The organism is Streptomyces sp. NRRL WC-3742, assembly GCF_000720635.1.
GTDB lineage: Bacteria > Actinomycetota > Actinomycetes > Streptomycetales > Streptomycetaceae > Kitasatospora.
In genome coordinates this window covers 11,786-30,215 of sequence record NZ_JOCF01000084.1, presented here as the reverse complement: position 1 = coordinate 30,215, position 18,430 = coordinate 11,786, and the positions used below count along the sequence as shown (strand labels likewise).

Annotated in this window: 17 protein-coding genes; 6 read left to right on the top strand and 11 right to left on the bottom strand. The window is 74.3% G+C overall.

Annotation, left to right across the window (positions count from 1 at the left end; translation table 11 throughout):
- Window positions 1–1,728: heavy metal translocating P-type ATPase (locus IH61_RS0134420; protein WP_051838539.1), on the bottom strand; the 1,728-nt coding region annotated here is incomplete at its 3' end.
- A 64-nt stretch (window positions 1,729–1,792) separates the two neighbouring features.
- On the bottom strand, window positions 1,793–2,011 hold the full coding sequence (locus tag IH61_RS0134415) for a heavy-metal-associated domain-containing protein (protein WP_031077227.1): 219 nt from the start codon (window positions 2,009–2,011) through the stop codon (window positions 1,793–1,795).
- 138 nt (window positions 2,012–2,149) lie between these two features.
- Between IH61_RS0134415 and IH61_RS0134410 the strand changes: the two genes are divergently transcribed.
- Window positions 2,150–3,319 (top strand): PP2C family protein-serine/threonine phosphatase, encoded by a 1,170-nt coding sequence (locus IH61_RS0134410; protein WP_234327452.1) that lies wholly within the window; start codon window positions 2,150–2,152, stop codon window positions 3,317–3,319.
- 54 nt (window positions 3,320–3,373) lie between these two features.
- Here the strand turns inward: IH61_RS0134410 and dhaL are convergent, their stop codons facing one another.
- Together dhaL and dhaK are read right to left on the bottom strand one after the other, a co-directional pair.
- Window positions 3,374–4,000: a dihydroxyacetone kinase subunit DhaL gene (dhaL, locus tag IH61_RS0134405; protein ID WP_031077222.1), complete on the bottom strand. Its 627-nt coding sequence runs from the start codon at window positions 3,998–4,000 to the stop codon at window positions 3,374–3,376.
- Between the two features lie 12 nt (window positions 4,001–4,012).
- The gene (gene dhaK / locus IH61_RS0134400) at window positions 4,013–5,008 is read right to left on the bottom strand and encodes a dihydroxyacetone kinase subunit DhaK (protein ID WP_031077220.1); all 996 of its coding nucleotides are present in this window, start codon (window positions 5,006–5,008) and stop codon (window positions 4,013–4,015) included.
- Window positions 5,009–5,140: 132 nt separating this feature from the next.
- Here dhaK and dhaM point away from each other — a divergent pair, with 132 nt between their 5' ends.
- Window positions 5,141–5,533, top strand: coding sequence for a dihydroxyacetone kinase phosphoryl donor subunit DhaM (dhaM, locus tag IH61_RS0134395; protein WP_031077218.1), 393 nt, complete (start codon window positions 5,141–5,143; stop codon window positions 5,531–5,533).
- On the opposite strand, the gene IH61_RS0134390 is transcribed toward dhaM, so the two are convergent.
- On the bottom strand, window positions 5,534–7,261 hold the full coding sequence (locus IH61_RS0134390; protein WP_051838538.1) for a bifunctional 3'-5' exonuclease/DNA polymerase: 1,728 nt from the start codon (window positions 7,259–7,261) through the stop codon (window positions 5,534–5,536).
- Between the two features lie 139 nt (window positions 7,262–7,400).
- Here IH61_RS0134390 and IH61_RS0134385 point away from each other — a divergent pair, with 139 nt between their 5' ends.
- A complete protein-coding gene (locus IH61_RS0134385) occupies window positions 7,401–9,425 on the top strand; it encodes a M3 family metallopeptidase (protein WP_031077214.1) in 2,025 nt (674 codons plus the stop codon).
- An 8-nt stretch (window positions 9,426–9,433) separates the two neighbouring features.
- Here IH61_RS0134385 and IH61_RS0134380 read toward each other — a convergent pair whose 3' ends face one another.
- Together IH61_RS0134380 and IH61_RS0134375 are read right to left on the bottom strand one after the other, a co-directional pair.
- Window positions 9,434–10,879 carry a cellulase family glycosylhydrolase gene (locus IH61_RS0134380; RefSeq protein WP_031077211.1) on the bottom strand — a complete coding sequence of 482 codons (1,446 nt, stop codon included), beginning with the start codon at window positions 10,877–10,879 and terminating at the stop codon, window positions 9,434–9,436.
- A gap of 105 nt (window positions 10,880–10,984) precedes the next feature.
- The gene (locus tag IH61_RS0134375) at window positions 10,985–11,611 is read right to left on the bottom strand and encodes a TetR family transcriptional regulator (protein WP_037973738.1); all 627 of its coding nucleotides are present in this window, start codon (window positions 11,609–11,611) and stop codon (window positions 10,985–10,987) included.
- Window positions 11,612–11,752: 141 nt separating this feature from the next.
- Here IH61_RS0134375 and IH61_RS0134370 point away from each other — a divergent pair, with 141 nt between their 5' ends.
- Entirely contained in the window at window positions 11,753–12,973 is a 1,221-nt protein-coding gene (locus IH61_RS0134370) for an acyl-CoA dehydrogenase family protein (RefSeq protein ID WP_031077207.1), read from the top strand.
- A gap of 5 nt (window positions 12,974–12,978) precedes the next feature.
- Here the strand turns inward: IH61_RS0134370 and IH61_RS0134365 are convergent, their stop codons facing one another.
- The 3 genes from IH61_RS0134365 to IH61_RS0134355 all read right to left on the bottom strand — a co-directional run bounded on the left by IH61_RS0134365 (window position 12,979) and on the right by IH61_RS0134355 (window position 15,240).
- Window positions 12,979–13,599, bottom strand: coding sequence for a phosphatase PAP2 family protein (locus IH61_RS0134365; RefSeq protein ID WP_031077205.1), 621 nt, complete (start codon window positions 13,597–13,599; stop codon window positions 12,979–12,981).
- A gap of 147 nt (window positions 13,600–13,746) precedes the next feature.
- Complete coding sequence (locus IH61_RS0134360; protein WP_078911611.1) at window positions 13,747–14,556, bottom strand: enoyl-CoA hydratase/isomerase family protein; 810 nt, start codon at window positions 14,554–14,556, stop codon at window positions 13,747–13,749.
- A 12-nt stretch (window positions 14,557–14,568) separates the two neighbouring features.
- Complete coding sequence (locus IH61_RS0134355) at window positions 14,569–15,240, bottom strand: TetR/AcrR family transcriptional regulator (protein WP_031077201.1); 672 nt, start codon at window positions 15,238–15,240, stop codon at window positions 14,569–14,571.
- A 168-nt stretch (window positions 15,241–15,408) separates the two neighbouring features.
- Between IH61_RS0134355 and IH61_RS0134350 the strand changes: the two genes are divergently transcribed.
- Window positions 15,409–16,983 (top strand): MFS transporter, encoded by a 1,575-nt coding sequence (locus IH61_RS0134350; protein ID WP_234327451.1) that lies wholly within the window; start codon window positions 15,409–15,411, stop codon window positions 16,981–16,983.
- 143 nt (window positions 16,984–17,126) lie between these two features.
- Here the strand turns inward: IH61_RS0134350 and IH61_RS0134345 are convergent, their stop codons facing one another.
- Window positions 17,127–17,678 carry a GNAT family N-acetyltransferase gene (locus IH61_RS0134345; RefSeq protein WP_031077198.1) on the bottom strand — a complete coding sequence of 184 codons (552 nt, stop codon included), beginning with the start codon at window positions 17,676–17,678 and terminating at the stop codon, window positions 17,127–17,129.
- 76 nt (window positions 17,679–17,754) lie between these two features.
- On the opposite strand from IH61_RS0134345, the gene IH61_RS0134340 reads away from it, so the two are divergent.
- Window positions 17,755–18,369 carry a TetR/AcrR family transcriptional regulator gene (locus IH61_RS0134340; protein ID WP_051838537.1) on the top strand — a complete coding sequence of 205 codons (615 nt, stop codon included), beginning with the start codon at window positions 17,755–17,757 and terminating at the stop codon, window positions 18,367–18,369.
- The last annotated feature ends 61 nt before the right edge of the window (window positions 18,370–18,430 follow it).

Below are 18,430 nucleotides of genomic sequence, written 5' to 3'. Positions count from 1 at the left end.
GGCCTCGGCGCTGGTGGGCTTCACCGCGTCGGCGACCTCGAGGACGGCCCGGGCCTCGCCGTCCCAGCCGACCGCGATCGCCGTACGCCCTGCGGCCTCGGCGGCGGCCTTCGCCTCCACGAGGGCCGGCGGCCAGGAGGTGAGCAGGGCCTCGCGGCCGGCGGCCACCGTACGGCCGTCCACGACGCCCTGGACGCCCAGGCCCGGGAGGCTGCGGAAGTCCCTTACGGGCGGCAGCTCGCCGGTGCGCTCCAGGGCGGCGGAGGCGATGGCGTCGGCGACGGGGTGTTCGGAGGCGTGCTCGAGGGCGCCGGCCAGGCGCAGGGCTTCGGCCTCGGTGACGCCCTCGGCGGTGTGGACGGCGAGCAGGGTCATCCGGCCGGTGGTGACGGTGCCGGTCTTGTCCAGGAGGACGGTGTCGACCCTGCGGGTGGTCTCCAGGGCCTCGGGGCCCTCGATGAGGATGCCGAGCTGGGCTCCGCGTCCGGTGCCGACCATCAGCGCGGTCGGGGTGGCCAGGCCCAGGGCGCAGGGGCAGGCGATGATCAGCACGGCCACGGCGGCGGTGAACGCCTCGGTGGAGCTGTCGGTGGCCAGCAGCCAGGCGACCAGGACGGCCAGGGCGATCAGGACGACGGCGGGGACGAAGACGGCGGAGATGCGGTCGGCGAGGCGCTGGGCCGCCGCCTTGCCGTTCTGGGCGTCCTCGACCAGCTGGGCCATCCGGGCCAGCTGGGTGTCGGCGCCGACTCGGGTGGCCTCGACGACCAGGCGGCCGCCGGCGTTGACGGTGGCGCCGGTGACGGAGTCGCCCACGCCGACCTCGACGGGGACCGACTCGCCGGTGAGCATCGAGGCGTCGACGGCGGAGCCGCCCTCGACCACCGTGCCGTCGGTGGCGATCTTCTCCCCGGGGCGGACCACGAAGCGCATCCCCACGGCGAGCTCGGCGACGGGTACGCGGACCTCGCGGCCGCCGCGCAGCACCGTGACGTCCTTGGCGCCGAGGTCGAGCAGGGAGTGCAGAGCGGCGCCCGCCCGGCGCTTGGCGCGGGCCTCCAGGTACCGGCCGAGCAGGATCAGCACGGTGACGCCGGCGGCCGTCTCCAGGTAGAGGGCGCCGGCCGGGTCGGAGGCGCCGACGGAGAGGGAGAAGGAGTGGTGCATGCCGGGCAGGCCCGCGTGGCCGAGGAACAGGGCCCAGCAGGACCAGCCGAAGGCGGCCAGGGTGCCGAGGGAGACCAGGGTGTCCATGGTCGCGGCGCCGTGCCTGGCGTTGGTCCAGGCGGCGCGGTGGAACGGCAGGCCCCCGTGGACGACGATCGGGCCGGTGAGGGCGAAGGCCAGCCACTGCCAGTGGGTGAACTGGAGGGCCGGGACCATGGAGAGCAGGACCACCGGGAGGCCCAGGACCGCGCTGATCAGCAGCCGGTCGCGCAGGGCGTCGGGCTCGCGGGCTTCGGTCGGCTCGGGGGCTGGGGCGGCGGGGGGAGGCGGGAGTTCGGCGGTGTAGCCGGTGCGCTCCACGGTGGCGATCAGGTCCTCCACCGCGACCCCGGGGCCGTACGCCACCCGGGCCTTCTCGGTGGCGTAGTTGACCGTGGCCTCCACACCGTCCATGCGGTTGAGCTTCTTCTCGATCCGGGCGGCGCAGGACGCGCAGGTCATGCCGCCGATCGACAGCTCGACCAGGCCGTCGGCCTCCAGGCGCGGGGCTGAGGTGGTCATGGGGTGGTGCTCCTTGGGGGAGGAGTACGGTGGGCCCGTCGGCCGGGCCCACCGTGCCCGGGGCTCAGGCGCTGCGGCCGACCAGCTCGTAGCCGGCCTCGTCGATGGCGGCGGCGAGACGCTCGTCCTCGATCGGGGCGAGGGAGGAGACCGTCACGGTACCGGCGGCGGCGTCGGAGGACACGGCGGTGACGCCGTCCAGGGCGGAGACCTCGGAGTTGATGGCCTTCTCACAGTGGCCGCAGCTCATGCCGGACACGGTGTAGGTGATGGTGCTGGACATCGGGGCCTCCCGGGGTTGGCGCTCGGACGCTCGCTTCCGACTCTCGCTTCTGAGGAAAGCATACCCCTCCCCGGTATTTCGGGCGGGGGTGGGGTGCCCGGATGGGTGGGTGTCGTGATCGTCCCGTATGTTCGATATGTGTTCCTGATCCGCCGCGCCCAGTCCCCCTCCGTCCCCACCGACTCGGGACTACCGCCGGTCCGGCGACGCGACGCGCTGCTGGTCGCCGACCTGCAGGACATCCCGTTCCGGCGGCGGGCCTCGCCGGCCCTGCTGGCCGTCCTGGTGGTCTCACTGGCCGACCTCCTCACCGGAAAGGACCGCTACCTCGCTCCACTGATGACCGTCGTCCCCGTCATCGCGGCGCTCACCCTCAGGCCGGGCGAGCTGCTCGCGGTGTGCGTGCTGGGGCTGGCGGCGGTGTTCGGGCTGAGCCACTACGACGAGGTCGACAACATCAACGATGCGCGCTTCGTCTACGGTGCGATGGTCAGCTACGTGGTGCTCTCCCTGTTCTCGGCGTGGGTCGCCAAGATCCGCATGCGGCGGGCGGCGGCGTTCGCGGCCGTCAGCTCCGTCGCCGAGGCCGCGCAGAGGGCGCTGCTGCGGCTGCCGGGGCCGGTGGTCGGGCCGTTGCGGCTGGCCGTGCGGTACGTGTCGGCGGCGGACGCCTCGAAGATCGGCGGGGACCTGTACTCCGTGCTGGAGACACCGCACGGCACCCGGGTCGCGGTCGGGGACGTCCGGGGCAAGGGGCTGGGGGCCGTGCAGACGGCGGCGATCGTGCTCGGCGCGTTCCGCGAGGCCGCGTACGACGAACCCGGGCTGCGGGGGGTCGCGGCGCGGATCGAGGCGAGCGTCGAACGCCACGTGCCGGACGGGGAGTTCACGACGGCGCTGTTCGCGGAGTTCCGGGCGCCGGGGGAGATGGAGCTGCTGCAGTACGGGCACGTGCCGCCGATCCGCGTCGACGGGGAGGGGCGGGCGCACGTGCTGGACGCGCCGGAGCCGTGGGTGCCGCTGGGCCTCGGGCGGCTGGCGACGGGGGAGCCGAGCAGCTGGGGGCAGGAGTTCGGGGCGGAGGACGTGCTGGTGCTCTGCACGGACGGGGTGATCGAGGCGCGGCACCGCAGGAGCGGGGAGTTCTACCCGCTGGCGGAGCGGGTGGGGCCGCTGGTGCGGGGAGCCGCGCGCTCGGCGGGGGAGCTGGAGGCGGCGGTGGGGCGGGTGTACGCGGACCTGCTGGCGCACACGGGTGGGGAGCTGCGGGACGACGCGCTGTTGCTGCTGATCACGCGGACGGACTGAGCGGGCGGGACTGAGCGGGCAGAGGTGAGGGGGCAGGGCTGAGGGGGGAGCGGGTCAGGCGGTGGTGACGGCCGCGAGGGTGCGGAAGAGGAGGGCGGTGGAGGTGGCGCCCGGGTCCTGGTGGCCGGTGCTGCGTTCCCCGAGGTAGGAGGCGCGGCCCTTGCGGGCCCGCAGGGGGATGGTGTCGTGGGCGCCCAGTTCGGCGGCCTCGGCGGCGGCGGTGGCGGCCTGGGGGAGGGAGGCGCCGGAGGCGGCCGCGGTGCGGAAGGCGGAGACGGCGGGGGTCCAGGCGTCGACGATGGTCTTGTCCCCGGGTTCGGCCTTGCCGAGGGCCCGGACGGCGTCCAGGCCGGCGGCCAGGGCTTCGGCGAGGGCGGCCGGGTCGGCCGGGCCGGGCAGGGCGGCGCCGATGGCGCGGAACGCCTTGCCGTAGAGGGGGCCGGAGGCGCCGCCGACCTTGGAGATCAGGGTGGTGCCGGTCCTGGTGAGGACGGCGCCGGGGCCGTCCGGCCGCAGGCCCTCGAGGGCGGTGACGGCGGCGGAGAAGCCGCGTCGGAGGTTGCTGCCGTGGTCGCCGTCGCCGATCGCGGAGTCCAGCTCGGTGAGCCGGGCCTCCTCCTTCTCGACGGCCGCGGCGATCGCGCGGACCCAGGCGTCGGCGAGGCGGGTGTCGAAGTCCATCGCGGGGCCTCCTCAGGCGCGCTTGAGGGCGGGGGTGTCGACCGGGGCGTCCCAGAGTTCCAGCAACTGGGCGTCGGCCTTGGTGAGGGTCAGGGAGAAGCCCGCCATGTCCAGGCTGGTGACGTAGTTGCCGACCAGGCTGCGGGCCACGGTGATGCCGCGCTCGGCGAGGCGGGCGGCGACCTCGCCGTAGACCACGTACAGCTCCAGCAGCGGGGTGGCGCCCAGGCCGTTGAGCAGGGCGATCACCTCGTCGCCGGGGGTGAGGTGGTGGTCGGTGAGGATGGTGTCGACCACCTCGGCGGCCAGGTCGCGGGCCGGGCGGAGCTTCTCGCGGCGGCGGCCGGGCTCGCCGTGGATGCCGACGCCGACCTCGATCTCGTCCTCGGGCAGGTCGAAGCCGGGCTTGCCGGCGGCCGGGACGGTGGCCGCGGTGAGGGCGATCGCGAAGGAGCGGGAGGCGGCGTTGACCCGCTCGCCGAGGGCGGCGACCTCGTCCAGCGGGGCGCCGCGTTCGGCGAGCGCACCGGCCGTCTTCTCGACCAGGACGGTCGCCCCGGTGCCGCGCCGGCCGGCCGTCCAGGTGGAGTCCTCCACCGCGACGTCGTCGTTGACCAGGACGGTGCGGACCTCCAGACCCTCCTCGGCGGCGAGTTCGGCGGCGAGCTCGAAGTTCATCACGTCGCCGGTGTAGTTCTTCACGATGAAGACGACGCCGGCGCCGCTCTCCACGGCCTTGGCGGCGGCGAGCATCTGGTCGGGGACGGGCGAGGTGAACACCTCGCCGGGGCAGGCGGCGTCGAGCATGCCGGGGCCGACGAAGCCGCCGTGCAGCGGCTCGTGGCCGGAGCCGCCGCCGGAGACCAGCGCGACCTTGGGGGCGGCCGGGCGCGTGGCGCGGCTGATCACCCGGTTGGGGATGTCCACCGTCAGCTCGGGGTGGGCGGCGGCGACTCCGGCCAGGGCGTCCTCCAGGACGCTCTCCGGGGTGTTGATCAGCTTCTTCACGACGCTTCGCTCCCTCGGGCAGACGGCTGCTGACCCGACGCTACGCCAGACGGGGGTGGCGGGCACCGGGTACGACACGCGGGATCGTCGTCACTCTGCCGGAGCAACGGGATCGGTCGTAGGGTCGGTCGCATGAGCGAACACGTGGGCATCGTCCTGGTCTCGCACAGTGCCACCCTGGCCGCCGGGCTGCGCGAGCTGCTCGGTGAACTCGCTTCGGGCGGGGTGCGGGTGGTGGTGGCGGCCGGGACGGAGGACGGCGGGCTCGGCACCAGCTACGAGCTGATCGCGGGGGCGATCGCCGAGGCGGACGCGGGGGCGGGGGTGGTGGTGCTGCCGGACCTGGGCAGCTCGGTGCTCACCGCCGTGACGGTGCTGGAGGACGAACCGCGCCCGGACGTACGGCTGGTGGACGCGCCGTTCGTGGAGGGCGCGGTGGCGGCGGCCGTCACCGCCTCGACCGGGGCCGGGCTGGCGGAGGTCGTGGCGGCCGCCGAGGACGCGCGGTCCTTCCGAAAGCTCTAGTTACTTCGCGTCGGCGTAGCTCTCCACCACGGCGGTGGTGAGCGGGAAGCGGACCGGGGTGTCGCCGAAGACCAGGCGGCGGGCCTCGTCGGCGGCCTCGGTGACGGCGGCGACCACCTCGTCGGCGAGGTTGGCCGGGGTGTGGACCACCACCTCGTCGTGCTGGAAGAACACCAGGTGCGGACGGTCGGCGGGCTGGACGGGCAGTTCCTCGAGGCGGCGGCGCAGGGCGGCGAGCAGGGCGAGGGCCCAGTCGGCGGCGCTGGCCTGGATGACGAAGTTGCGGGTGAAGCGGCCCCGGGCGCGGGCGGTCCGGCCGCCCGCCCCGCCCGCGCCGCCCGACTCGCCGGCGGTCTCGGCCTCGGTGAGGTCGAGGAAGTCCGAGGTGGCGGGCGGGCAGACCCGGCCGAGGCGGGAGGTGACGACCCCGCCGTCCTCGCCGGTGCGGGCGGCGGCCTCGACGTAGCCCATGGCGGCCGGGTAGCGGCGGTGCAGGGTGTTCAGCAGCGGGCCGATGTCGCCGCTGGTCTGGCCGTACATGGCGCCGAGCAGGCCGAGCTTGGCCTTCTCGCGGTCCCCCTGGAAGGCGCTGGCGGCCAGGGCCTCGTACAGGTCCCCGCCGGCGGCGGTGCGGGCGAGCCCGGCGTCCTGGGAGAGCGCGGCGAGGACGCGCGGCTCCAGCTGGGCGGCGTCGGCGACGACCAGCAGCCAGCCGGGGTCGGCGACGACGGCGCGGCGCAGGACGCGGGGGATCTGCAGGGCGCCGCCGCCGCGGGTGGCCCAGCGGCCGGAGACCACGCCGCCGACCACGTACTCCGGTCGGAAGCGGCCGCCACGGGCCCAGGCGTCCTGCCAGGCCCAGCCGTGGGCGACGTGGATGCGGGAGAGCTCCTTGTAGCGGATCAGGAGCTTGGCGGCCGGGTGGTCGATCTCCTTGAGCTCCCAGGCGCGGGTGGAGCCGAGCTGCAGGCCCGCCTCGCCGAAGGCGCGCAGTACCTGGGTGTGCGAGTCGGGGTTGAACGGCTTGACGCCGAGGGCGAGTTGGAGCTCGACGGCGAGGTCGGCGAGCAGCTTGGGCTGGGCGCCGGGGACGGTGGGCCGGGGGCCGAGCAGGTCGGTGAGCAGGGCGTCGTGGACGTCGGTGCGCCAGGGCAGGCCGTCGTGGGCCATCTCGGCGGCGGCCAGGGCGCCGGCCGATTCGGCGGCGACCAGCAGCCGGAGGCGGTGCCGGGCGCCCGGGTCGGTGATCGCGCCGAGGCGGCGCTGCTGTTCGGCGTGGACGGCCACCACGGCCGTCAACGGGTCGGCTCCGGGCGGCAGTTGGAGCCGGTCGGGGGCGAAGAGGGTGTCCTGCCCGCCGTCCGCCTCGGCGAGACCGGGCTCGGGCAGGTCTGGCGGGACGGGCAGGGCGCGCAGCCGGGCCCAGGCGGCGCCCAGCGAGCGGGGCGCGCCGAAGCGGCCCTCGTGCGCGAGCAGCAGCGCTTCGACCAGCCGCAGGTCGTGGCAGCGGGCGAGCCGGCCCGGCAGGAGGGGCAGCAGCGGGGCGTACGCGGAGTCGGTGGCGGCCCAGACCCAGCGGGGGTGGTCGGACGCCTCCCGGGCGGCGACGGCGGCGGCGAGGTCGCGCGCCTGCTCGGGCGGGCCGAGCGGCGCGCCGGTGTCGTCCAGCGGCTGGAGGCGGCCGCCGGGGCCGTGCGGGTCGGGCACGAGGGCGCATCTGGGGGCCATGGCGGTGGTCTCCTTCCCGGGGGACTTGTCGGCGGACTTCCTGGTGGTCGGCGGGTGCCGGTGTCGACCGTAGCGGGTGGGTCCGACAATCCCCTCAAAAGTGGATGGCAGCGTGCGGCACACGGCGTAGGTTGGCGCAATGACCGAGAACCCGTTCTTCGAGGCCAGCACCCTGGTCTACGAACTGCCGCCCTTCGCCGAGATCCGTGAGGAGCACTACCTTCCCGCCTACGAGCGGGGGATGGCCGAGCAGCTGGCCGAGATCGCGGCGATCACCGAGTCCCCGGATGCTCCGAGCTTCGACAACACCCTGGTGGCGCTGGAGCGTTCCGGCGAGCTGCTGGGCCGGGTCCGCGCGGTGTTCGACAACCAGGCGGCCGCGGACGGCACCGCGGTGCTGGAGGAGGTGGAGGCGAAGGTCAGCCCGCTGCTGGCCGCCCACCACGACGCGATCCACCTGGACCGGGCGCTGTTCGCCCGCGTCGAGGAGCTGTACGGGCGCCGCGCCGAACTCGGCCTGGACGGGGAGTCGCTGCGCCTGCTGGAGCGCCGGCACGCCGACTTCGTGCGCTCCGGCGCCCGCCTGGGCGAGGCCGCGCAGGCCCGGCTGCGCGAGCTGAACGCCGAACTCGCCGCCCTGGGCACCACGTTCCAGCAGAACGTGAACGCCGCGAGCCGCGCCGCCGCGCTGGTGCTGGACTCCGCCGAGGAACTGGCGGGCCTGACCGAGGGCGAGATCGCCGCCGCCGCGGCCAACGCCGAGGTGCTCGGGCACCCGGGCAAGTACGTGCTGAGCCTGGTGAACACCTCCGGGCAGCCCGAACTGGCCCGGCTGAGCGACCGGTCGGTGCGCGAGCGGCTGATGACCGCCTCGCTGGGCCGGGCCGCCGACACCAACGGCCCGCTGGCGATCCGGATGGCCGGGCTGCGCGCCGAGCGGGCCGCGCTGCTGGGCCACACGAGCCACGCCGCGTACGTGGTGGCGGACGAGACGGCCGGCACGGTCGGCGCGGTGGACGGGCTGCTGCGATCCCTGGTGGAGCCGGCCGTGGCCAACGCCCGCCGGGAGGCGGCCGAGCTGGCCGAGGCCGCGGCGGCGGACGGGATCACCGAGCTGGCCGCGCACGACTGGGCGTACTACTCGGAGAAGGTCCGCCAGAGCTCGTACCAGGTGGACGAGGCGGCGCTGCGCCCGTACTTCGAGCTGGAGCGGGTGCTGCACGACGGCGTGTTCTACGCGGCGAACCTCGCCTACGGGGTGACGTTCACCGAGCGGCCGGAGCTGACGGCGTACCACCCGCAGGCCCGGGTCTTCGAGGTGTTCGAGGAGGACGGCACGCCGCTGGGCCTGTTCATCGGCGACTTCCACGCGCGCGCCTCCAAGCGCGGCGGGGCCTGGATGGACTCGCTGGTCACGCAGTCGGCGCTGACCGGGCGCAGGCCCGTGGTGCTGAACAACCTCAACGTGGCGAGCCCGGCGCCCGGGGAGCCGGCGCTGCTGACCTGGTTCGAACTGCGCACGCTCTTCCACGAGTTCGGGCACGCGCTGCACGGGCTGTTCGCGGACGTGCGGTACCCGCAGTTCGCGGGCACCTCGGTGCCCCGGGACTTCGTCGAGTTCCCCTCCCAGGTCAACGAGATGTGGGCGACGCGGCCCGAGGTGCTGGCCAACTACGCGCGCCACCACGAGACCGGGGAGCCGCTGCCGGCCGAGCTGGTCGAGCGGATGGCGGCGGCCGAGGGCTTCGGGCAGGGCTTCCGGACGGTGGAGTACCTGGCCGCGACGCTGCTGGACTGGGCCTGGCACACCGTGGCGCAGGGCGAGGAGATCGCCGACGCCCAGGAGTTCGAGGCCCGGGCGCTGGCCGAGGCGGGGCTTGCGGTGGCGGCGATCCCGCCGCGCTACCGGACGACGTACTTCCAGCACGTGTTCGCCAGCGGGTACAGCGCGGCGTACTACGCGTACATCTGGTCGGAGGTGCTGGACGCCGACACCGTGCGGTGGTTCGAGACCAACGGGCTGTCGGTGCGCGAGAGCGGTGAGGTGTTCCGGCGGGAGCTGCTGGCGCGCGGGTTCAGCCGCGACCCGCTGGAGTCCTTCCGTGCGGTGGTCGGCCGGGAGCCGGACACCGCGCCGCTGCTGGCGCGGCGCGGGCTGGTCTGATCATGTGATCAGCCGTTCATGGTGACCGTCACCGGGGTGCCGGGGCGGGCGTGCGGGAGCCTGACGCGAACGGTTCCCGCGCGCCCGGCCGTGGGCTGCTCGACCTCGACGCGGGCCCCGGCGGGGGTGACGTCCACGCGGGCGCCGTGGGGGAACGCGGCGGGCGGGAGCAGGAGTTCGCTCGCGTGCCCGGTGCCGTCGGCGCTCCAGCGGACGGTGGTGCCGACGGTACGGACCCCGCTGCCGGCGACGGCCACCGGGTACGGGCCGAAGGCGGGTTCCTCGCCGGGGGCGGGCAGGCCGGCCGGGTCGAGGGCGCAGTAGCCGCCGGTGCCCCGGCACCAGTACCACATCGTCCAGCCCTCGGCGAAGCCGTCCATGGCGGCCGCCTGACGGGCGACCAGTTGCCGGTTGCCCGGCGTACGGGAGTTCGGCGGGCCCCACTCGCCGACCAGGACGGGCAGGCGGTGGGCGGCCGGGTAGGCGGTGATCGCGGCGGTGTACTGCTCGACGAAGCCGTCGGCCGGGTTCCAGTCGGCGCCGTTCTCCACGGCGGTGTCGTAGAAGTGCGGGGCGTAGCCGAGCCTGGGGGCGCCGGGGCGCGGGTCGGTGAAGCCGGGCAGGGCGGTGGGCACGCCCTGGCCGACCAGGACGGTCGGTTCGAGGAACAGCCAGGCGTCGGGGTCGGCGCGGCGGACGGCGGCGATCAGGCGGCGGTACATCCCGGCGAGGCGGCCCTGTTCGAGTTCGGCGGAGGCGGCGGCGAGGACGGCCGGGTCGCTCGGGTCGCCGGGGACGGGGCCGAAGGGCTCGTTGAACAGGTCGTAGCCCAGCAGTGAGCGGTGGCCCCGGAGTTCGCGGGCGAGGCGGGTGTAGAAGTCGGCCTGCCAGGTGCGCAGGTCGGGGTCGTCGTAGAGGTGGCGGAAGGCGGTCTGGACGGCGGGCTGGAAGTAGCCGGCGAACCAGTCGTCGGGGTTCGGGGTGAAGGGCAGGCCCTCGTCGCGGGTCGCCCAGACGGGGACGCCGTTGCTGCCGCCGCCGAACTTCGGGCCGTAGACGTCCTGGTGGAAGTCGATCAGGACGAGCAGCCCGGCGCGGTCGGCCCGGTCGAGGAGGCGCTGCAGGCGGTGCAGCTCGGTGGGGTCGAGGTGGCCCCGGCGCGGTTCGAGCCTGGTCCAGGAGATCGGCAGTCGGATCAGGGTGAAGCCCTGGGCGGCGATGGCGTCGAGGTCGGCGTCGGTGGCCTCGGCGTACTTGTCGAGGTTGAAGCCGCGCAGCTGGAGGTGGCGGCCCCGGGCGTCGGTGAGGGCGGTGCGGCCGTCCGGGGCGGTGGCGGTGCCGGTCGGGAAGCGGGGGCCGCTCGTGCGGTCGTGGGCGGCGGCCGGTGCGGGGGCGGTGGCCAGGGCGGCGGTGGCGGCGAGCAGCAGGGCGGCGGCGGTGCGGCGCAGGTGCATGGGGGACCTCGCACGGCGGGGGACGGGGTGCCCGATGATGCCGCCGCCCGTACGGGTGGCACAAGGGTCGTGCGCGCAGCGGTGGTTGGGGCGGGCGGCGGCCGTTCAGTCCGCCGTGGGTTCCGGGGCGGCGGCGGGCAGGGGCGCGGTGGGCAGGTCGGCCGCGGCGGCGAGGCGGCCCCAGAGGAGGTCGGCGAGGGCCTGCACCATGCGGGTGCGGGAGCAGGGTCTGGTCTCCAGCCACCAGTCCCCGGCGGCCAGGACCATGCCGGTGATGCCCCGGCCCCACGCCTCGGCGAGCAGGTCGCGGTCGGCGCCGAGGTCGACCTGGTTCTGGACGGCCCGGGTGATCTCCTCGGCGATCTGGCGCAGCGCGGGGGCGAGGGCGTTTCCGGCGCCGGTCGGGTCGCCGGGGTCGGGGTGGGTGAGCAGCCGGTAGACCTGGGGGCGGGACTCGATGCCGGCGAGGTAGGTGTCGAGGACGTGCTCGACGCGGTCGCGGCGCTCCAGGGGTTCGGCGAGGGCGGCGCGTACGGCGGCGAGCAGGCCGCCGGTGTGGCGTTCCGTCAGGGCGCCGATGAGGCCGTTCCGGTCGCCGAAGTGGCGGTAGAGGATCGGCTTGGTGATACCGGCCTCGGCGGCGATGGCGTTCATGCTGGCGCCGGGCCCGTCACGCTGGATGACCCGGTCGGCGGCGTTGAGCAGCTGCTCGCGGCGGGGCTCTCGGGACATGCGCTTGCTCCTCGGGTTCGGGGACGGCTGGGGTGCCCGGTCACGGGCGTTGACACCGGTTACCAATCAGTAGCAGACTCCCACGGTGTTACCCGAGGTAACACCCCGGTAGGTCGTACCACTTCTGCGGAGGCAGCCACCATGAGCAGCACGTTCTCGCTGGACCCGGGCGCGGACCAGCTCGCCGTACGCGACTGGCTGCACGGCTTCGCCGCCGACGTGATCCGCCCCGCCGCCGCCGAGTGGGACGAGCGCGAGGAGACCCCCTGGCCGGTCATCCAGGAGGCCGCCAAGCTGGGCATCTACTCGCTGGACTTCTACGCCCAGCAGTACTTCGACCCCTCCGGCGTCGGCATCCCGATCGCCATGGAGGAGCTGTTCTGGGGGGACGCGGGCATCGGCCTGTCCATCGTCGGCACCACCCTGGCCGCTGTCGCCGTCCTCGCCAACGGCACCGACGAGCAGATCGGCACCTGGACCCCGCAGATGTTCGGCACCCCGGACGACGTCAAGGTCGCCGCCTTCTGCTCCTCCGAGCCGGACGCCGGCTCCGACGTGGGCGCGCTGCGCACCCGGGCCGTCTACGACCAGGCCCGCGACGAGTGGGTCCTCAACGGCACCAAGACCTGGGCCACCAACGGCGGGATCGCCGCCGTCCACGTGGTCGTCGCCTCGGTGGACCCGGCGCTGGGCACCCGTGGGCACGCCTCCTTCGTCGTCCCGCCGGGCACCCCGGGGCTGAGCCAGGGCCAGAAGTTCAAGAAGCACGGCATCCGCGCCTCGCACACCGCCGAGGTGGTGCTCGACGGCGTACGGGTGCCCGGCAGCTGCCTGCTCGGCGGCAAGGAGAAGCTGGACGAGCGGCTGGCCCGGGCCCGCGAGGGCGTGCGCAAGGGCGGCGGCAACGCGGCGATGGCCACCTTCGAGGCGTCCCGCCCGGCCGTCGGGGCGCAGGCGATCGGCATCGCCCGGGCCGCGTACGAGGTCGCCCTCGACTACGCGAGGACCCGGGAGCAGTTCGGCCGCCCGATCATCGACAACCAGGGCGTGGCCTTCCAGCTCGCCGACATGAGGACCCGGATCGACGCGGCCCGGCTGCTGGTGTGGCGTGCCTCCTGGATGGCGGTGAACAACCAGCCGTTCACGGCCGCCGAGGGTTCGATGTCCAAGCTGTACGCGGGGGAGACGGCCAAGTTCGTCACCGCGCAGGCGATGCAGATCCTCGGCGGGAACGGCTTCACCCGGGAGTACCCGGTGGAGCGGATGCACCGGGACAGCGCGATCTACTCGATCTTCGAGGGGACGAGCGAGATCCAGCGGCTGGTCATCGCCCGGGCGATCTCGGGGGTGCCGATCCGGTAGTGGCTCTACCGGGCGAGCCAGAAGGTGAGCCCGGCGGTGAGGCCGCCCACCAGCGCGCCGACGATCGTCTGGGCGAGGGTGTGGTCCCGCAGCACCACCCGGGACCAGCCGATCAGGGCGACCCCCGGGTAGAGCAGCAGCCACAGCGGGCCGAGGGCGATGCCCAGGCAGACCACCGCGCCGCTGGCCACCGCCGTGTGGATGGAGACCTTCCACCGGACGGTGATGACCAGGATCGGGACCAGCGAGGCGAACATCGCGGCCACCATCGCGGTCAGGTCGTGCGGGGCGTCGGCCCAGAGCATCACGGCGAAGCTGAGGGCGACCGAGCCCATGATGAACGGGATGACGGTCAGCCGGCGCTGCCGGTGGCCGACGTGGCGGTCCTCCAGGGTGCCCTTGCGGATGCCGCGCTGGATGAACAGCGTCGGGACGACCGCCGCGAACAGCGCGGCGAAGGCGGCCCAGGCCAGGCCCGTCCAGCCGTAGCGGACGGCGCCCATCATCAGGCAGACCGCGATGATCACGTTCTTCGGCTCGACGCCGTCGGTGACGCGGCGGGCCCAGAGCGTCCGGCTGGTCGGGGCGGTCGCGGCCTCGGTGGCCTCGGTGGCCTCGGTCGTCATCGGGGGTGCTCCAGGCGGGTCCGGGTGGTGTTGGCCTGATGATCGTACGGATCTGGAGCGGTCCTCGCTCCGGCGGCCTTCCGAAGCGGGCGGCTTTCCGAAGGGTGGCTTTCCGAAGCGGGGCAGCCTTCAGGAGAGGGGCGGGCTTCAGAAACGGGGCGGGCGGCCCTCCAGGAAGGCGGCCAGGCCCTCCCGTACGTCCCCCTCCTCGCGGGAGAGGCGCTCCCAGGGGGCCAGCGCCTCGGCCGCCCGCTCCGGGGCCACGCCGAGGGCGGCCTTCACCCCGCCGATGGTCTGCGAGGAGCGGGTGGTCAGGACCCGGGCGAACTCCAGCGCGGTGGCGTCCAGTTCGGTGGCCGGCAGGACGCGTTCGGCCAGGCCCAGCGGCAGGGCGTCCCGGCCGGGCACCAACTCGCCCGAGAACAGCAGGTACTTGGCGCGGGCCGGGCCCACCAGCCGGGCCAGCCGCAGGGTCGGCACCGCCGAGTAGACCACGCCGAGCTTGGCCGGGGTGATGCCCAGGCGGGCGTTCTCGGCGACGAAGCGCAGGTCGCAGGCCACGGCCAGCTGGCACCCGCCGCCCACGCAGGCGCCGTGCACCACGGCGATCGTCGGGTGCGGGAAGGCCGCCAGCGCCTCCTCGGCGGCCACGTTGACCGCGTGGTAGGCGTCCGCGCTCTCCGGGGTCCCGTACACCTCGGACAGTTCGCCGATGTCCGCGCCCGCGCTGAACGTGCCGCCCGCGCCGGTCAGCAGCAGGACGCGCACGCCCTCGTGGGCGGCGAGCTGCTCCAGCACCTTGGGCAGGGCCTGCCAGATCTCCAGCGTCACCGCGTTGCGGCGGTGCGGGCGGTCGAGCTCCAGCACCGCGACGCCGTCCTGGCCGACGTACGCGTTCAGGCCCTCGGCCTGGGCGGGCAGGACGGAGCGGTTCCGTACGAGCAGGGACTGGTCCATGCACCCACTCTCTCAGGCGGGCGACGTGCAGTAGTCGCCGAGCCCCCGTTCGAGGAGGGCGAAGGCACGCTCGGTGTCCGCGAGGGCGGTGGGCAGGGCGTCGGCGGCGCTTTCGCCGGCGAGCATCCGGCGGTGGTTGGCGGTGATCAGCGTCGTTCGGACGGCCAGCACCTGGGCGCTGGCGACGCGGGCGGTCAGGTCGTCGTGGGCCGGGTCCTGGGAGAGCAGTTCGGCGTGGAGGGCGGCCTGGGCGACCTGGCCGAAGCCGTGGGTGGCGCGGGCGGTCAGTGCCGGGGTCCGGTGGATCAGGCGGACGACGTCCAGCACGGTCCGGTCGTCGCTGAGCCCGGCGGAGGGGTCGAAGCGCTTGAGGGCGTCGACGAACTGGTCGCGCAGCGCCGTGACGGCCGAGGTGCCGGGGGCGCGGTCGCGCACCGCCCGGGCCGGCTCGTCGAGGTGCTGCTCCATCGGGGTCATGACCAGGTCTTCCTTGGTGGAGAAGTAGTTGAAGACCGTCATCTTGGACACGTCGGCGGCGGCGGCGATCTGGGCCACCGAGACCTGGTCGAAGCCGCTCTCGGTGAACAGGGCGATGGCGGTTCGGAAGATCCGGAAGCCGGTCTGGATCTTCTTGCGCTCGCGCAGAGGGAGCGCGTCGAGGTCCGTGCTGCGGTCGATCTCCATGGGGGGACTGTACCAGGATCAAATGTTGACCAGGAAGAAAAATCATCCGGGACGAAAAATGGGTCGGGATGAAGAGTTGACCGGGTACAAAAACGCTGCCATGGTGGTGCCGCGCCGCCGAGCCGCTCCGGCTCGGCCCGAACTCCACGAACCCCGGGGGACTTGACCATGGCCACCGCCGTACCAGCAGCACCCGACACCGACCTGATGACCCCCGGCCGGCGCAAGGCGAGCATGCTGCTCTGCCTGGTCACGATCGTGCTGGCCGTGCTCGACATGAACATCGTGTCGGCGGCCACCGTGCCGATCGTCCGCGACCTCGACCCCGTCCACGGCGTCGACCGGCTGCCCTGGCTGATCAGCGCCTTCGCCCTCGCCGCCACCGCGCTGCTGCCGCTCTACGGCAGGCTCTGCGACTCCTACGGCGCCAAGCGGGTGCTGCTCGGGGCGGTCGCCACCTTCACGCTCGGCTCCGCCCTGTGCGGGGCGGCCCAGTCGATGACCGAGCTGATCGCCTTCCGCGCCCTCCAGGGCATCGGCGGCGGCGGGCTGATGAGCGTCACCATGGTCGTCATCGCCCAGCTCAAGGGCGCCGGCAAGGGCGCGAGTGCCAAGGGCAGTGCCATGGGCGGCATCGTCGCGGGCCTGGGCATGTCGGTCGGCCCGCTGGCCGGGGCGCTGCTCACCGAGCACGTCAGCTGGCGCTGGATCTTCTACGTCAACCTGCCGCTGTGCCTCGTGGTGCTGGTCGGCGTCGCGCTGGCCGTCCGGCTGCCGAAGGCGGCAGGACGCGGCGGACTGGACTTCCTCGGCTCCGCGCTGGCCGCCGCCTTCGCCGTCGGACTGCTGCTGGTCACCGAGTGGGGCGGCAAGGACTACGCCTGGACCTCCCCGACGATCCTCGGCCTGGCCGCCGCCACGCTGGCCGCCCTCGGCCTCTTCCTGTGGCGCCAGGCCGTGGCCGCTGCGCCGGTGCTGCCGCTGTCGCTGTTCCGCATCCCGACGGTGCGGCTGGGCTTCGCGATCCAGGGCCTGGTCGGGATGGGCATGATCGGCGCGATCGTCCAGGTGATGCTCTACCTGCAGATCGGCCGGGGCGTCGCCCCGACCACGGCCAGCCTCTACCTGATCCCGATGGCGTTGGGCATGACGGCCTCCGGCCTGGGAGTCGGCAAGCTGCTCGCCCGGGGCCACTCGGTGGGGATCTTCCTGCTGGCCGGCGCGGGCCTCTCGGCGGCGGCCCTGCTGCTGCTCGGCCTGAGCGGGCCGGACACCCCGCTGTGGACGCTGATGGCCGAACTCGCCCTGCTGGGAGCCGGGTTGGGCCAGCTGATCGGCCAGCTGATGGTGGTGGTGCAGCAGGCGGCGCCGCCGCAGCAGCTCGGGGTGGCGACCACCGGCATCCGCTTCTTCCAGAACCTCGGCAACGCGCTGGGCGCCGCGCTGTTCGGCACCCTGCTCTCCCGGGTCTACGAGAACGGCGAGCCGGGGCGCTCGATGGGCGCCGTCCGCTCGCTCACCGGGGCGGCGCGGGAGCACGCGGTGGAGAGCTTCACCGACGCGGTGGACGTGGTCTTCCTGACGGGCGGCGGGGTGCTGGTGCTGGTGGCGCTGCTGGTGTGGCGGCTGCGTGTGGTGGCCGGCGCGAGCCTGGACGGGGACAGCGGCGGGGACGGGGTCGGGGGCAGCGGCGAGGCGGAGGAGGCCGCCGCCGCCGAGCAGCGGGTGGCGGTCGCGGCCTGAGGGGAAGGGGCGCGAAGGCCGCGAAGGCCGCGAAGGCCGCGAAGGCCGCGAGCGGCGGGGCCGGGTGGGACACGGGGGTGTCCACCCGGCCCCGCCGCGTTTTCGCGCGCGGGGGTGCGGGCGCGTGCGAGGGCGCGGGGTGCTCAGCCCCGGGCGGCCTTCCACTCGGGGGCCAGCATCGACCAGACCTCCTTGTCGTGGCGCACGCCGTTGTGCGGGAACCACTCGCGCAGCACCCCGTCGAGCTTCATGCCGACCCGCTGCGCGACGGCGCCGCTGCGGGCGTTGGCGGTGGAGCAGAGCCACTCGGCGCGGTGCAGGCCCCGGGTGACGAGGGCGTAGTCGAGCAGCAGGCGGACGCCGGAGGTGACCAGCCCGTGGCCCTCGCCGGCCGGCTCCGTCCAGGCGCCGATCTCGCAGTTGCCGGAGGCGGTGTTGAAGGACACGAACATCACGCCGCCGACGAGGGTGCCGTCGAGCCAGATGCCGTAGATCCGGCCGGTGTCGGACGCCTGGCGGTCCGCGTAGCCCTGGAGGGTGGCGCGGGCGGAGTCCAGGTCGGTGGAGCGGGTGGCCCAGGGGATCCACGGGTCGGTGTGGGCGCGGGCGCGGTCCATGTGCTCGAGGAACTCGGGGGCCTGCCAGGGCTCCAGCGGGCGCAGCTCGGCGTTCTCGGTGAGGGGGACGGTGAACACGGGCAGGGCCTTTCCGGTGATGCGGGTGGTGGTCGCCACTATTCATAACAAACGTTTGGTATGTACGATAGCCCCCATGACACCGGCCCGTGGAGACCATGAAGCCCGCCGCTCGGAGGTCTCCGAGGGGGTGTGGCGGGTGCTCTCCACCCGGGGTTTCGAGGGGCTGACGCTGCGTGCGGTGGCCGCCGAACTGGGCGCCTCCACCGGGCTCCTGACGCACTACTTCCCCAACAAGAAGGCGCTGCTCAGCCATGCGCTGGAGGAGTTGGACCGCCGCTCGGGCGCCCGCCCCCGGCGCGCGGCGCCCGCGGACGGCAGTGCGCCGCCGCCGGCCGGGATGGCCCGGCTGCGGGCCGCGCTGCTGGACGTGCTGCCGCTGGACGAGCCGGCCAGGGCCGGGAACCGGATCTGGGTCGGCTCCTGGGACGTCGCGCTGGCGGACCCGGACCTGGCCGCCGCCCACGCGGGCCGCTACGGGCGCTCGCGGGAGGCCATCACCGCGCACCTGGCGGAGGCCCGGCGGCTCGGCGAGGTGCCGGGGGAGTGCGACCCGGTGGAACTCGCGGCGGCGGCGCAGGCTTTCGTCCTCGGCCTGGTGGTGCAGGCGCTGTTCGCGCCGGCGGAGTTTCCGGCCGAGCGGCAGATCGCGCTGGTCGACGGCTTTCTCGCCGGGATCGCCTCGGCCTGACGCTCTCCGGGAGTGCGGGGGATTCGCGCGGAATTCCGGATATTCGACGATGCGGGCGTAT

Excerpts from the sequence above, each read along its gene's own strand:
- IH61_RS0134415 (WP_031077227.1), bottom strand. The coding sequence starts at position 2,011 with ATGTCCAGCACCATCACCTACACCGTGTCCGGCATGAGCTGCGGCCAC.
- dhaL (WP_031077222.1), bottom strand. The coding sequence starts at position 4,000 with ATGGACTTCGACACCCGCCTCGCCGACGCCTGGGTCCGCGCGATCGCC.
- dhaM (WP_031077218.1), top strand. The coding sequence starts at position 5,141 with ATGAGCGAACACGTGGGCATCGTCCTGGTCTCGCACAGTGCCACCCTG.
- IH61_RS0134390 (WP_051838538.1), bottom strand. The coding sequence starts at position 7,261 with ATGGCCCCCAGATGCGCCCTCGTGCCCGACCCGCACGGCCCCGGCGGC.
- IH61_RS0134385 (WP_031077214.1), top strand. The coding sequence starts at position 7,401 with ATGACCGAGAACCCGTTCTTCGAGGCCAGCACCCTGGTCTACGAACTG.
- IH61_RS0134380 (WP_031077211.1), bottom strand. The coding sequence starts at position 10,879 with ATGCACCTGCGCCGCACCGCCGCCGCCCTGCTGCTCGCCGCCACCGCC.
- IH61_RS0134375 (WP_037973738.1), bottom strand. The coding sequence starts at position 11,611 with ATGTCCCGAGAGCCCCGCCGCGAGCAGCTGCTCAACGCCGCCGACCGG.
- IH61_RS0134370 (WP_031077207.1), top strand. The coding sequence starts at position 11,753 with ATGAGCAGCACGTTCTCGCTGGACCCGGGCGCGGACCAGCTCGCCGTA.
- IH61_RS0134365 (WP_031077205.1), bottom strand. The coding sequence starts at position 13,599 with ATGACGACCGAGGCCACCGAGGCCACCGAGGCCGCGACCGCCCCGACC.
- IH61_RS0134360 (WP_078911611.1), bottom strand. The coding sequence starts at position 14,556 with ATGGACCAGTCCCTGCTCGTACGGAACCGCTCCGTCCTGCCCGCCCAG.
- IH61_RS0134355 (WP_031077201.1), bottom strand. The coding sequence starts at position 15,240 with ATGGAGATCGACCGCAGCACGGACCTCGACGCGCTCCCTCTGCGCGAG.
- IH61_RS0134350 (WP_234327451.1), top strand. The coding sequence starts at position 15,409 with ATGGCCACCGCCGTACCAGCAGCACCCGACACCGACCTGATGACCCCC.
- IH61_RS0134340 (WP_051838537.1), top strand. The coding sequence starts at position 17,755 with ATGACACCGGCCCGTGGAGACCATGAAGCCCGCCGCTCGGAGGTCTCC.